At 49.9% G+C, this 13,987-nt stretch carries 14 protein-coding genes; 12 read left to right on the forward strand and 2 right to left on the reverse strand.

Annotation, left to right across the window (positions count from 1 at the left end):
• Positions 1-132 precede the first annotated feature (132 nt).
• Together P3L40_RS23005 and P3L40_RS23010 are read right to left on the reverse strand one after the other, a co-directional pair.
• Positions 133-1,059 carry a DsbA family protein gene (locus P3L40_RS23005; protein ID WP_272693288.1) on the reverse strand — a complete coding sequence of 309 codons (927 nt, stop codon included), beginning with the start codon at positions 1,057-1,059 and terminating at the stop codon, positions 133-135.
• Positions 1,060-1,094: 35 nt separating this feature from the next.
• The gene (locus P3L40_RS23010; RefSeq protein WP_094962218.1) at positions 1,095-1,670 is read right to left on the reverse strand and encodes a hypothetical protein; all 576 of its coding nucleotides are present in this window, start codon (positions 1,668-1,670) and stop codon (positions 1,095-1,097) included.
• Positions 1,671-1,817: 147 nt separating this feature from the next.
• Here P3L40_RS23010 and mobH point away from each other — a divergent pair, with 147 nt between their 5' ends.
• The 12 genes from mobH (at position 1,818) to P3L40_RS23070 (ending at position 13,964) form a co-directional block, all read left to right on the forward strand.
• Entirely contained in the window at positions 1,818-4,484 is a 2,667-nt protein-coding gene (gene mobH / locus P3L40_RS23015; protein ID WP_131680359.1) for a MobH family relaxase, read from the forward strand.
• The gene (traD, locus tag P3L40_RS23020) at positions 4,477-6,450 is read left to right on the forward strand and encodes a conjugative transfer system coupling protein TraD (protein WP_131680360.1); all 1,974 of its coding nucleotides are present in this window, start codon (positions 4,477-4,479) and stop codon (positions 6,448-6,450) included. The genes mobH and traD overlap by 8 nt, the downstream gene beginning before the upstream one ends.
• A complete protein-coding gene (locus tag P3L40_RS23025) occupies positions 6,447-6,824 on the forward strand; it encodes a hypothetical protein (RefSeq protein ID WP_094962215.1) in 378 nt (125 codons plus the stop codon). Before traD ends, P3L40_RS23025 begins: the two co-directional genes overlap by 4 nt.
• Positions 6,817-7,467, forward strand: a complete 651-nt coding sequence (locus tag P3L40_RS23030; protein WP_094962214.1) for a DUF4400 domain-containing protein — start codon at positions 6,817-6,819, stop codon at positions 7,465-7,467. Before P3L40_RS23025 ends, P3L40_RS23030 begins: the two co-directional genes overlap by 8 nt.
• Positions 7,468-7,555: 88 nt before the next feature.
• Positions 7,556-7,846, forward strand: a complete 291-nt coding sequence (locus P3L40_RS23035) for a hypothetical protein (RefSeq protein WP_131680361.1) — start codon at positions 7,556-7,558, stop codon at positions 7,844-7,846.
• Positions 7,846-8,673 carry a DsbA family protein gene (locus P3L40_RS23040; RefSeq protein WP_094962212.1) on the forward strand — a complete coding sequence of 276 codons (828 nt, stop codon included), beginning with the start codon at positions 7,846-7,848 and terminating at the stop codon, positions 8,671-8,673. Before P3L40_RS23035 ends, P3L40_RS23040 begins: the two co-directional genes overlap by 1 nt.
• A 69-nt stretch (positions 8,674-8,742) precedes the next feature.
• Positions 8,743-9,030 (forward strand): type IV conjugative transfer system protein TraL, encoded by a 288-nt coding sequence (gene traL, locus P3L40_RS23045; protein ID WP_042847251.1) that lies wholly within the window; start codon positions 8,743-8,745, stop codon positions 9,028-9,030.
• Entirely contained in the window at positions 9,027-9,617 is a 591-nt protein-coding gene (locus tag P3L40_RS23050; protein WP_094962211.1) for a TraE/TraK family type IV conjugative transfer system protein, read from the forward strand. Before traL ends, P3L40_RS23050 begins: the two co-directional genes overlap by 4 nt.
• A gap of 168 nt (positions 9,618-9,785) precedes the next feature.
• Positions 9,786-10,874 carry a type-F conjugative transfer system secretin TraK gene (locus tag P3L40_RS23055; protein WP_094962210.1) on the forward strand — a complete coding sequence of 363 codons (1,089 nt, stop codon included), beginning with the start codon at positions 9,786-9,788 and terminating at the stop codon, positions 10,872-10,874.
• Positions 10,875-10,890: 16 nt separating this feature from the next.
• Positions 10,891-12,270 carry a TrbI/VirB10 family protein gene (locus P3L40_RS23060; RefSeq protein ID WP_316928048.1) on the forward strand — a complete coding sequence of 460 codons (1,380 nt, stop codon included), beginning with the start codon at positions 10,891-10,893 and terminating at the stop codon, positions 12,268-12,270.
• Positions 12,271-12,272: 2 nt separating this feature from the next.
• Complete coding sequence (traV, locus tag P3L40_RS23065; protein ID WP_239509712.1) at positions 12,273-12,809, forward strand: type IV conjugative transfer system lipoprotein TraV; 537 nt, start codon at positions 12,273-12,275, stop codon at positions 12,807-12,809.
• 411 nt (positions 12,810-13,220) lie between these two features.
• On the forward strand, positions 13,221-13,964 hold the full coding sequence (locus P3L40_RS23070) for a DsbC family protein (protein WP_094962206.1): 744 nt from the start codon (positions 13,221-13,223) through the stop codon (positions 13,962-13,964).
• Positions 13,965-13,987 lie beyond the last annotated feature (23 nt).

The following is a 13,987-nucleotide window of genomic DNA, read 5'->3' on the forward strand; positions in this document are numbered from 1 at the left end:
TCTCCACAGTAGCCTGAGTGATCGAGAAAATGCTAAGAACAAACAATAATACCGGGATTAATAATATATTTTTAAACATGAAAGCCTTTGTTCAATATAGTTGGAGAGCCCGGACGAACCGGGCACCCGAATTTATTTTTTAGCCGGTGCCGCAGCAGGAGCTTTCTCAGACTCGCCTTTCACCATTCGCTCAATAACTTCAACGAAGCCCGCGAACGGTCGTGCGCCGACAATGCTTTCACGCTCACCGGTTTTGTTGTCAATCACGATGGTCGTTGGCGTCCCGTTGACACCGTCTTTGGTACCGGCATCCATATCCCGCTTGATACGCTGGATGATGTTCGGATCCTGCATGCAGGTATCAAATGCTGTTTTGTCGAGTTCAAACAATGCCGGAATACTGGCGATGTCTTCGAAGCCTTTGCCATTGCCCTGCGTGTGCTCAAACCAGTAGTTGGTCGCCCCCCAGAAGCCCTTCGGTCCTTTTTGCTCGGCCACACATTCCGCTGTCATTGCCGCTTTTGTTGCCATTGGCTCATGAAAAGCCAGGTTGAAGTGACGCCATTCCCAGTTCACCGCGCCGTTGTTGGCCGTATCAACCAGATATTTCGGCGTCTTATGGAACTGCTTACAGAACGGGCATTCCAGATCTTCGTAGTTCACCAGCGTAAAGCGAGCGTCCGGATTACCGTAGATGTAGCGCCCGTCTTTGTTGACGCTAACCTGCTCCCAGCCTTTGTACAACTCAGCGCGTTTCTCAGCCAGTTTGTCTTCTTCCAAGCCAGCCAATGCGGCTTGTACCGCTGACTTCACATCACCGTCTGTACCCGCAATGCCACCGCAGGATTTAGCCAGCTGCGCAAAGTGCCCCTCAACACTTCCGTACAGGCTTTTACCGTTGTTTTCGACCTCAACCACCTGCGCTTGAAGCGCGTTAAGTTTGGTCTTGATACCGCTCGTTTGTACGGCGGTGTAAAGGCTCGCGCCCATTGAAACGGCGATCATCACGCCAATAGCGATTGGCCCGATGACTTGAATTTTATTGATTTGCTTGGACATCGTTTTCTTACCCCACTTAAGAATTAATCTGTCACTTAAAATTTGGTGAATTGGTTATCGACATACATCTTCAGTCGATACTGACGCAGATCTTCTGGCTCACCTCGGGTCAGCACGTCAATTTCATGCTGGCTCAGGCGGTAACCTGGCGTTGAGCAATAACGCTCTTTAATTTGCAGGTACTCACCACGTTTGGCGGTCTGCTTACTGTTCGGCAGCATGAATGAATTTTCATCGCAGAATCTGGGTGACTGAGTAAACGTCCCGCGCGGACCGTTGGCATAGGCAGTGTTAGATATGCTGGTCAGCAAGATCTGGGTATCGAGATCACGAGCAACATAACGCTTGCCCGTTTGGTCATGAACGGCATACGGGCTCACAAGCGTGTGCTCGTAGCCTGGATGGCGAAGTGCGGCACCGCCGCGCTCAGTGCTGTAGTAGGACTCTGAAAACTCATAGCCCTCAGGGTAAGTTGCCTTGACCACCGTCACCTGCGTTTCATCAACGTAGGTACGCTCTGGGGCCTTTGGTTTTTCCGCTGCACACCCAGTCAAGGTGGCAATGATTAGGGTTGCCAGCAAAGGCAATGCGAAACGTTTACGGGTTTTCATCACTTCTTCTCCGGTTAGAAAGCACTGTCATTATCCTTTTTTTTAAAATTGCCAGTTACCGTTTTAGCCGACAAAACGAGGGCCTTTTCATTCCTGCCCGCACCCGGTCATGGGTTATCGTACTTGCACTACAACGGAGAGTTTTAAATGCTGAAGATCATCAAAACGCTGTTTGGCAAAAAAAATGAGGTACAGGAAGAGATTAACATTCCCCTGGAGACCCTCGAAGAAATCGACTCTATGCGCGACGGTGTGGATTCAATGGTTGTGCGCGGTGATATTTTGCGTTACCCGCCTGCCGAAATCGGTTTCCCTGCGTTGATTCCGGGGAGCTACATATTGCGTGAAAAGCAGACCGACATGATCCAGGCCATAAAGCGCGAACTGAATATTCGGGATAGTGAATTCGAACAGCTGATGATGCCGATGCTTGATAGCTTTGCGAACTTCGTGCAACTGTTCCCCGCATCCGAACACCACCACCATCGAGCGCAGAGTGGCCTGATGCGTCATTCGCTTGAAGTGTGTTTCCAGTGCATTCGTAAAGCCAAAAACATTGAATTCGATTCGATGGAAATGCCCGTGGTGAAATCCAGCCGCATGTTGGCCTGGCGTCTTGCGATTGCGACTGCTGGCCTTCTGCATGACATTGGCAAGCCGTTTACCGATTACGAAGTCTGGGACAAGTCCGGTACCCATCACTGGCCTCCGGGGCGCACCCCTATCCATGAATGGGCAAAAGCCAATAATATTGAACGTTATTATCTGGTCTGGAAGAGTTCACGCCACCAACAGCACCACTCCAGCACTACCGCCATGATGATGATGATCATGCCGCAAATCCTGCATGAGTTCCTGCTGAGCGAAGGTAACGACATCTATAACGAACTGACTCGTGCAATGGCCGTAAGCACCGTTCGCCTGGATGCCACCGAAGAAAACGCACCTGAAATGAAAAACAAGATCCTGAAGATTGTGAAGGAGTCTGACGTCATTTCTGTCCGCCATGACCTACAACGCTATGGCGGTGATGCTGTTCGTGCAACGCAATCTGGCGTGCCTGCGGTTCAACGCATTGTCGATGCCATGCGCCACCTGCTAAAGAAAGGAGTATGGCAACCCAACAAACCCGGCAACCCGATTTGGGTCACTACTTATGGCGTGTTTATCGTTTGGGGCACGGCAGTCAAAGATATCACCAACACAGTGAAAAAATCGGGCGCAGTGATCCCGCAATCGGCCAACAGCCTGGCGGATCTGATGATGAGCTATAAATTGTGCATTCCAAATGTAAACAAAAACGAAGATACCGCATATTGGCGCATAGCCCCGCACATCATGAATGATAAGGATTCACGCAACAGCAAAGAGCCCAAAGTGGCTCTAAGCTGCCTGCGTCTTATCTCTCCGGACGTCCTGTTTGTAGATACAATGGAGCCGCTACCTATTTCCTCTCGCATCCGAATTGAGAGTGAATGGCGTGAATTCAAAACCAGTAAAGGGAAGAATATCCCCGTGCTGAAAGAAAGTCGTCCTTATGTAGGCAATAAAGAACCCCGTGAAAACAGCATTCCGGCTGATGTCGATCCGGAAATTCTCAAGGGTGGCACGCTGCTGCCGGATGAGAATGACAGTCCGCTGGAAAATATGTTTGGTGCCTCGAATCCAGTAACGCCGGATAACGCCCACCAACTGCTGCATCACCTGAATCTGCTGTCTGATGCCGACTACGAAAAGGTAAATGCCCGTCAGGAAGCGAAAGCGAAAGCCCAGGCTGAGTTGGCTAATCAAAAGCCTGGTGAAGCCTTCCAGTCGCTTCCACCACAGGTTGAAGAGAGTCATCCTGTTAAAGTGTCTGCACGCGAGCAGAAAAAAACCACCATTGCGCCGCAACAGTTGAGCCTCAAAGACGTATTGAGTAAACAAGGCTCTGATGACGAAATGCCTCTCCCAATCACGTCGATGGACCATTATCAGGAGCCCGAGTTTGACCGCGAAACACTGTCACTTTGGGAGACGCTGAAGCAGAGCGCTGTCGCTGATGAATATCAAAATGACGAGCGCAATCTGGTTGAGGCAAAGCCCGTCACCGACCCGATGACTGAAGCGCGAGCCCAAATCCAGCGTGTGCAAGATGAAGTGGATAACGGTAATTTTGAACCGGTGACACAGGATAACGATTTTGGTTACAACAAAAACAACATGGCCGCTTTCGGTGGTGAACAACTGACCGCGTTGCACCAAGATCAGAGCCCTCTATTTCGCAACGCCTCAGACCTTGCTAAAGAAAAATTAGCATCTTACGTTGCTGCAAACCAGTCTGGCCTTTTCCACGAGAGCGGCCACTGCTGCATCATCCTTGAAAATGGGGTTGAAGATTCACTCTTTGAACCGATGCGGGATGCGGATTGGATTTGGTATCCGTTTATGGAAGCCCCTTGCGAGTATTACACCCATCGTTCGCAAATGTGTTTTTACCTGCGAAAAGAGCTCAACGATGACATCGATCAGCTTTCCGGTCACCGTTATCGTGCCAGCCTGAGCCCGTTTGACCTGACTGACGTCAGTGTGGATATGACCGAAGTTTATCGCGCCATTGCAACCAAAGGGGCCAGCAAAACCGCGTTCAATGGTGACCCAGTGATTGCACTGTCTTCACTGCAAAAGCGCCGTATCGCACAGGACCTAAATATTAACGCCAATCAGTTCCAACAAGTGCTGATTGACAACTTCGACTATGTAACCCGTACCGGTGTCGATTACATCCTTGTTAACAGCAATATTCAGAACTTCATGGTGAACGATAATGAGTGAATGGAGTTATAACATGCGCTGGCGTCCCAACTTTGAGGCGCTTGAAATCGCGGGTTGGGGTGTGGGGATTGCGGCCTCACTTGCGGTCAACGCCGCATTCAACATGCCTGCGGTGCCGTGCTACCTGGCTGTTGCTGTACAGGCGGCCTATGCGGCTCGCTCTGTTCCTTCTGCATGGGACATTTACAAGCACAAAAGCAGGTTGAAACGTAAGCCCAGCGTCCTGAAAATGGAGTTGGAATCCGTCATCGACATCATGATGAAATATCCCGACAGCTACCTGCTGGGGTATGGTTATGAGTGGGGGCAGCCGGAAGGTCAATTAGCGTCTGAACTCATCAAGCGCGACATCAAAAAGTTCATCAGTAAAGTGCCGGAAAACTTCATGGGTCTGGGTTGGATCCATGCGTTGGGTGAAAAACAAGAATGGATACGCGTTGCTGAAGACCTGCTGTCGCTACATACACTGGTTACGGGGACAACCGGTTCGGGAAAAACGACTTACTACAAACTGCTCATCCTTCAGGCTGCACTCAAGAAGCAGCCTCTCATCCTCATCGACCCTAAAAATGATGAAGAGCTAGCCGACTGGATGAACATGTGCCTGCGGCTGGTGAACCGTGAAGATAAGTTCAACTACATGTCGCTGGCACACCCAGAGAAGTCCGCTCGAATTTCACCGATCACCAACTACACACGGGCCGGAGAGGTAGCTAACCGAATTACTTCTGTTATTCAGCGCGCAGATGCAACCAGTGACCCGTTCGTTTCGTTCGGGATCATGTCCTTAACCACGGTTGTTGAGCTCATGAAAGTCTGCGAATTGAAGCCGACCCTCAAAAACGTGAAAACCCAGCTGGGTTCTGACGTTACGTCTCTTGCTGAGCTCATTATCAAGTCAGTGACCAAAATTGGTCGTCAAGTGCTGGGTGAGGATGACTTTGACCGTATCTTCGCCATGCGCATGGATCGCTACGCTAACAAGGCTAAAGGCCCAAAAGAGATCGCAGATATCTGCGCAGAAATCTATCGCAACGACATCAAAGCAAACCGTAGCTTCCCAAGTATTGAAGCCGGTCTGGATATGCTCGGCCATCAGCGTGAACACTTCCAGAAGATGATCTTAAACGTGATGCCAATCCTCAGCCAGCTGACTCAAGGCTTTATGGCTGAACTGCTATCCCCTGACAGCGACGATGAATCGCAGCTGAATGACTTCCGCCCTATTTCTAACGTGCGCGATATCATCACAACGGGTGGCATGCTGTACATGGGACTAGACTCATTGGCTGACGGTGAAACTGGTTCGGCTGTTGGGTCTATCTTCTTGTCTGACATCACCAGCGTGTCGGCGGACGTGTATAACTTCATGAAGCCACGCGGGGATGATCTGGCTCCTGTCATGGTTCTGATCGACGAAGCCGCTGAGGTCATTAACGACCAGGTGATCAAGATGCTGAACAAAACCCGTGGCGCAGGCTTCCGCCTGTTCATTTCTTCACAGTCAACCAGCGACTTTGAAGCACGCCTGGGCTCTGAGGCTAAGATGAAACAAATCATCACCAACACCAACCATTTTACTGCGTTGCGCACCCCGGATCCCGATGCGCAAGAGGCGGTGATGAAACGTGTGCCAATGACAAAGTTCAAATACGTGATGCGTGGTCATGGCTCCAGTGCAGGCGCTGACCCTGAAATGATCTCCGGTTCAGTCAGTGAGCGCATCATGGAAGAAGAAGGCGAATTGTTCCCTTCTCCGTTGTTGGGCTGGCTACCGAATCTGGAGTTCATGGCAATCAACCAAGCGAACAAAATCGTCAAAGGTAAGGTACCCATCATTATGTCTCCGAAGGGGGATAAGGCGTTCAACCAAGCCAGCAAGAAGGCCTTGAAATTCCTCAAGCTGTACGAGAAGAAAGTTCGGGGTGAGAAGTCGCGTATTCGTGTTGGGGGCAAAAAATCATGATCAAAATGAAAAACTATTTTTTACGTAAAGAAGATTGCAATGCATATGACAGCCTAACGCTGGTGTGGCCGTGTGTTGAACCTATCACGCAGTCACTCATCTCATTGCTGCCGACCACTCTGACAAAAGGGCTGGTGGCCGATGCTGTGCAATCCTCGGTGATGGCCTATAACCAGCAGGCAGATTGCTCTCTGAATGACTGGGAGCGCTTAGCGGTTTACTTCATTACGTTGGCAAATTTCGTCAGCGAACATGTTGATAGGGAAATGGATTTCACCGAACTGGCAACCATCAGCCAGCTACCCCGCAGGCTGAATAGCGAGCTCATTAATGCGGTGGCGGAAAAACTCGCATTAAGGATTTCATATGCTTGACCAATTAACTGAAGAGAAGTGGCCCCAGACGATAAAGATGATCATCATCTTCAGCACCGCTGTGCTTTTCGTCATTTCCATGTTTTTCCCAGCCTCGTATTTTTACGAGAACGTGAAGAAGGAAGTCGCCTGGGGCCAGCGATTGATCGGTGATGCGGATTTCACACCTGTGATCTCGGACGTCAACAAGAACTACCGTTCATTATTTGTCAATACCGGAGTGGATGGTTTTTTACGTGACTTCTATGAGCTTGATGCATCCGACATGGCGAATCAGGGCGGACCTCTTTTCCTGCTCGCCTCTATCTTCCGGAACATGGCTGAGAACCTGAATTACTGGTTTTATATGATCGTGTATCGTTTGACCCTGAACGTATATTGGCTGCCCTACATGCTGGTGGTCACGCTGCCGTCCCTCTTTGCGGGGATCATGCGATGGAACGCCAAGCGTTACACGTTTGCCTATTCATCACCGTTTCTTAACCGCCGCAGTATGGTGCTGATTGGTTGGGGGGTTTACAGTATTTTGTTGTCACTGTTCGTCCCTCTTCCTGTACCGCCTATGATTGGGGCTCTCATCATGATTGTAATGATCCCAATAGGCAGTTCGCTTCTCATCAGTAACCTGCCTAAACGCATCTAAATCTCCCCCCCGAAAAGCGCCGCGTTTTGCGGTGCTTTTCATTATCCGCACCAAAACCGGAATGGTAAATTATCCCCCGAGGTGAACTATGAATGAACTTAAGCACGTTTATTTGTCCGGGCTCTTGTGCATTGCCTTTTCGGCCTGTCTGGGTGCAGGTGTCCTACTGACTGACAAATCTGAGCAGATCAGTGAGTTAAATACGTTGCTCCGCAAGTCCAACTATTTAACTTCCCGAGACAATATGGACCATGAAATGGCTGAGATCTTGTTGCCACGGCTGCAAGCTCAGCACGAAGAAATAAAAAAACGCGGGGCAATTAAGAAGCCTGACATGGTTTTTGTCCCCGAACAATTACAGCAATCCCGAGGGTATTAATGGCTAAGCGTACAGTTTTGAAAGGGGTCATTTACGGCATTCCATTGGCTGTCATGATCGCTGCATCGGGTTTCGCCGCTTACACGCTGGATAAACAAACACGCCTGCTTAACGACTTGGCCGTGGTTGCCGACATGCAACGCAATGTCATCAGCAATCGTGGTGATTTGGAAATAGCGTTCGATCGCTATATTGCAGCCTCAGGGCTGAAAGTCAGCACGCAGCCAAAAGCGCAAAACAAAGTCGGCTTTAGCACCGGAGATAAACCCTCTGAGTCCTATGTGCCCTCCACGGATAGTGAACGTATCTATGGTAACCCTGACGCACAGTTTTACGTCATTGAGTATTCCGATTTTGAATGCCCGTATTGCAAAACCCATTTCCCGCAAATGATGGATCTGGTGGATTCTTCGTCCGGCAATATTGCGATGGTGTTCAAGCACGTCCCTGTTCACGGACAGGCATCGCGCACTGAATCTCTCGCTGCTGAATGTGCAGCTGAGCAAGGTGGTAATCCTGCGTTTTATAAGATGGCACGGGCTATTTTTGCGGATACTCGCTCCGACGGCCACGGTATGGCAACTCCATTGGATAAATTGGCGGAGAACAACGGCCTAGATGGGCAGCGCATTATTGAGTGCGTCAACGCCGCTCGCCCTAGCGCCAAAATTGCGGAAGACGTGAAAGAAGCCGCACGTCTCAATATTCAGCAAACGCCTGCAAACATCGTGGTGTACGGCGATAAATCGGCAATGGTGCAGGGCTCCGTCAACGGGACAGGTCTGATGCAGATGATGGCGCAATTAGCCCAGGAGGGAGGAAAGTAAAAGAGTCCGCGCGTTGTATTAAAGCGCCCGAAGGGGTTCGGGTATTTAGTTTCTTAATTGGGGGTAAGCATGAGTGAACCAGTCCACATTTCGCATTCTGTCGATGATCCGCCGAAGTTTTTCTTCTGGAGCGTTGATGAAGCGATGCCATTTTTTGTTTTTCTGGGTATCGGGGTCTTCACTGGCCGAATCTTTACGATGTCGCTTATCGGCATCGTGATCACACGGTTCTACGGCAGCTTCCTGCAAAAGGCGTCAGAAAAATATTTTCTGCACCTATGTTACTGGAAGTTCGGTGTTTCATTCGGGAAAAGCACCATTGTACCTAACGCATTTGACCGGGAATTTATTGTATGAGAAGCCAAGACTTTAAAAAGGGTTTGCTGAACATGAAGGGCGAAAACACCACCCTGAAGCTGGTGTTGGTTGTTTCGATTATCTGTATCGGCATTCTGTCCACCACGCTGATGAACCGTTCACAAATAGTCACCATCGTGCCACCGAACCTGACTGAGACCACCTGGTTAGACGAAAAGACGGCCGGGCAGCCTTACATGCAGGCGTGGGCCATCTATTTGGCTAACTCTATGGGTAACGCTACACCTGAGTCAGTGGACATGCTGAAAAAGTCTATCGGGCCATTCCTGGACGCGGGCATTTACACGCAGGTTATGAAGCGTATTGACGACCAGATTGACCAGATCAAACGTGACCGTATCAGCCTGAGCTTTACACCGACCCGCGTATACCACGACCCAAAAGCGCCAGGCACTTACTTTGTAGAGGGTAGCCAAGGCCTTGAAGGGATCGCCGGTAACCCTATCGTTAAGTCCGTTACGTTCCAAATGTCGATTGATGTGAAAGGTTATCGCCCGGTACTTACCTTCATCAACATCAAGCAAGGTAAAGCTGAATTGCCGAGCGATAAAAAAGGCGACAAATAAATCCTGGGAACACTATCCCGTAAATTTCGTCACCCGCCTCGTGCGGGTTATAAACACATTGAGCGCTTTTACGATGGTGTAAAAGCTAGGTAAACAAAGTGAACAGCATTAACAAAACTGTCGCGGTAACTTCCTGTGTATTGCGTCTGTCACTGTTCGGGGGAACAAATGTTGAATAGTAAACACGTTAAAATATTGGCGCTTTTGATTGCGTCGATCACTGCCGGGCCAGCCATTGCGAATGGCCTTAACGTTAATAGCAATACACTGTCGGTCGATAACGGCGTTGTGCTTCAACGCTCTGGAGATTCAGCATCTGAAGAGCCTGTTGTCGTTGCATCTAAAAAAGGTAATCACACTGCAACAGCAGGTGCATCAGTCAACGCCAGTTCCAGTGATAACCCTGCCGTAGACGGTATTAACGTCCAACCCGTCCCTAACGCCATCGTTCAGCCAGTGCGTTTAACCGATGATGTCATCCCTTCTCGTCAGGATCTGGTCGTTGAGCCCGGCGTGAATACCCTGATCCCGATTTCAATCGGCCAGCTTAACCGCATCGTCACGCCGTTCGAACGCCCTACCGTTCAGCGTTTGCAACTGTCTGATGTCAAAGTCAGCGTGCAAGGTAATGTGATCTATGTGTCCACGAGCTCCACCAACCCGGTCGCGCTGTATGTCAGCGAAAAAGGCGACGAAAGTGTCGCCCTGTCTTTGTCTCTGGTTCCGCAAAAGATTGCACCAGTCCAGGCCTCGTTAATGCTTTCTCGCAAGGTGGGTAACGCTCCGACTGCGTCAGGTTATGCGCAGAATGTGATGTACGGCGGTAGCGAAGCCAAAGCCCGTAAATGGGAGCAGAAAGACAGCTACGTCGAAACGATCCGTAACATCTTACGCGCCGTTGCGCTGGGCGATATTCCACCAGGCTATGCAATGGGCAGTTTAGGCCGTGGTCATAGCATCCCGAACTGTAATTTCAGTACAGGCACTGCACAAGATAATATCAAATACAGCTTTGCTGGCGGTCAGTATATTCAAGGCAGTCAGTTCAGTGTCATCGTTGGGGTTGCACAAAATACCGGCGCTTCGACTATCACGGTAGACGAGTCGCTTTGCACTCACCCAAATCTCGCAGCTCGCGCCCTATGGAGCCGGAATACCCTCCAGCCGGGCCAGAAGACTGAAGCCTACTTTGTCATTCGCAATCAGTCTCAGCAGGCGCAAGTCGATGATTCTGTCCGTCCTAAATTAGCGGAGTAATACAAAGATGAGTATATTGAAAGAACGCTGGGACACCCTGGACGCTAAGAAAAAACGTATTTTTGTCTTAGGGGGGACATTTGTCGTATTGATCCCGATTATCCTTTTGCTTATGCCTGAATCGCGCAAACCTGCGTTGCGCGGGCCATCCGAGCAAGTCATTTCCAGCGTGTTAACTGACACCGACACCCAAGGAGTTAGCCAGAACGCAATCGCCGCACGCCTGCGCTCTTTGGGCGAAGCGATTGAAAAACAAAACAGCAACATCACGGATTTGAAAAAGTCCCTGAACGTAGATGAAATCAACAAGCGCCTGGTCGCTATTGAGCAACAGCAGCGCACCGATCGCATTGAACAGGAGAAGCTGAAAAAACGTGTTGCTGAAGGCACTACCGTGTTGCCTTACTCCAAATCAGTGCGTTCGAAAGACGTCTACAGTGGGGATAATAAAGCAAAACAAGGCGTTGAAAAGTTAACGTCCGACAGTGTTCACGAAAACCTGAATAACGACGATACGCTCCAGCGTGTGTATGAAAATACCCAGCAGCCTAACCCAGCGGACTTCGCGTTAGATAAAAACGCCAAAGGCAAAGACGGCAAGGCGGTAGCTCCCTCAACGCCAGATATCATCTCTGTACATGAGGACGTTAAAGAGATCGCTGCCGCCGACCCGGATGATGACCCTGCCTTCCAAACCTACCTCCCAGCGACTTCAATCCTGAGTGGTGTCTTTATTTCAGGTATGGATGCACCCACATCACAAAACGCGCGCAAAGACCCTTACCCGGCGCTTATTCGCATCAAGAAAGATGCCATCTTGCCAAACCGCTTCCGTGCTGACGTGCGTGAGTGTGGCCTGTTGGCTGCGGGTTTTGGCGAGCTATCGTCTGAACGTGGCTACTTCCGCTCTGAGGTGATCACCTGTATTCGTGATGACGGTGCCGTATTTGAATCTCCACTGGATGCGTATGCCGTAGGTGAGGATGGTAAAGCAGGTGTCCGTGGTCGCCTGGTGACCAAACAAGGTCAATACCTGGCTAAGGCACTGACCGCAGGTTTCTTACAGGCTGCTTCATCATTGTTCAGTGTCCAAAGTATTCCGACCATCAACGTTACCCGTGATAACAACGGCAGCAAGAAAAACAACACACCTTATGAGCAGGTGATGAGCAGTGAGGCACTTCAAGGGGCTGCCATCGCGGGCGTGGGTGGGGCATTAGATCGCCTGGCTGACTTCTACATGAACATGGCCGGTGACTTGTTCCCTGTTATCGAAATTGATCCGGGTCGTAGTGTCGATTTTATCGTTCAAAAAGGTGTGACGCTGAAATTTACCCGCGTTAAACCGAATGGCAAAACAACGCCTACCACTTTTAATTCCAACGGGACTCACTAATTATGTGGAAAAAACGTCTTTTAACAATCTGTGTCGCGGCGGCTGGTCTGGCTGCATTGTCCGGCTGTACGCTGGTGGATGGTAATTCAGAATATGGCTGTAAAGGGATGCCCAATGCCGTAACCTGTATGAACATCCGTGATATCCACCAGCTGACCGATGGGGACGACTACCAAGAGCGTATTGATGCTGTCTCTGAGCAACAGTTATCGGGAAAGCCTGTAGATCTTAAGCGCGGTAATATTGCAAGTAACGCTGGTGCTGGTGGTGTCGCAACCGGTGGCCGATATGTGCCTGTTCCTGCCGCAACGGCCAACCCTCAGCCGATCCGTACTCAGGCACAAGTAATGCGAGTGCTGGTTGACCCCTACGAATCCGCAGACGGTGACCTGAACGTTCCTGGCTATGTGTACACCGAGATTGAACCACGTCGCTGGGAAGTGGGAGCTTCACATGCGGCGACCCGCAGCGCCGTGATTCGCCCAATGAATTCGGCTCCAGTGGCGGCGGCACCGAACCCGCAAACACCGGCCAAATAATGCCTCAATTGAAATTAATGCAAACTGAATGATTTGACATTCCCCCTCAAAAACAATCAGTTGCATTATAAAAGCCGCCTAGCGCGGCTTTCTTTCATTCTGGGTGTCGTTGCTATTTATATTAAATGAGACTAAAATTATCAATGCATGGCAACCATACCGCAATTTTACCAATGCTGACATTCAATGTGTGACTTACCCCTCGCGTTGGATAAACCCCACTCAGACAATTTGGTAAATGGATTCATGCGCAAGGCCGTTCTCCCTCGAACGGCCTTACCCTTTTCTTTGACACTCCCTCCCAAAAGAAACAAAACAACCACCCGTTTTCGGCCTCGTTTTGCTGCCCTTTTCGCTGTCAATCCGTCTTTGCACCATTGAAAATGTAGCCTCATTCACAGGAGCACTCCAATGACGCTACGCAAAAAAGTATTATCCCTGATTTTTTCCGCCAGCTTCGCCACATCCGCTTTTGCCAGTGTAGATGTGAACGCGGATACTGTGTTTAACAACAAAGCCTTTATGAACGCACCGAAGGACAGCAAAGACGTTAAGCGTTTCGTTGTGCCAACCAACGGCATAATTGCGCTGGAAGTTGACGGCAAAGTCAACCTGTTGTCGTCAAATGGCCGGTACCTGTTCAAAGGCACGATGTACGATACCTGGGCGAAGAAAGACTTGACCACGCTTGACGATATCACCAAATACGCAAGCATCATTCCGATCAAAGAGTTGAAGCTGAACATCGCTGACTTACAACCTGCCGTCTGGGGCGACGGACCGAAAAAAGCCATTTTATTCACTGATCCGAACTGTGCGTATTGTGCCGCAGCCCTGAATCAGCTGGCTGATCTCGATCCGCACGAATATACCGTTAACGTACTGTCTCTGGGAGCCCTCGGCGAACCAAGCCAAATCCGCAATAAAGAATTGTTCTGTGCATCCGATCGCTATCGTGCCGACCGCGCCATCATCGCGCATGAAAAAACCAAATTTGACCAGGTCAAAGACTGTGACTTACAGGCATTGGCCCGCCGCACGATCACAGCTCAGGTATTAGGTGTCAGTATGGTGCCATTCATCATTCGTGATGACGGTGTCTTCAGTATTGGCGCACCTAAGCAGGGTCTGAAAGCTTTCCTGGCTGGTCAATAAGTTCTTCTTTCTGTGGGGTTAGA

The sequence above is a fragment of the Providencia sp. PROV040 genome, from assembly GCF_032706145.1.
Lineage (GTDB): Bacteria > Pseudomonadota > Gammaproteobacteria > Enterobacterales > Enterobacteriaceae > Providencia > Providencia hangzhouensis.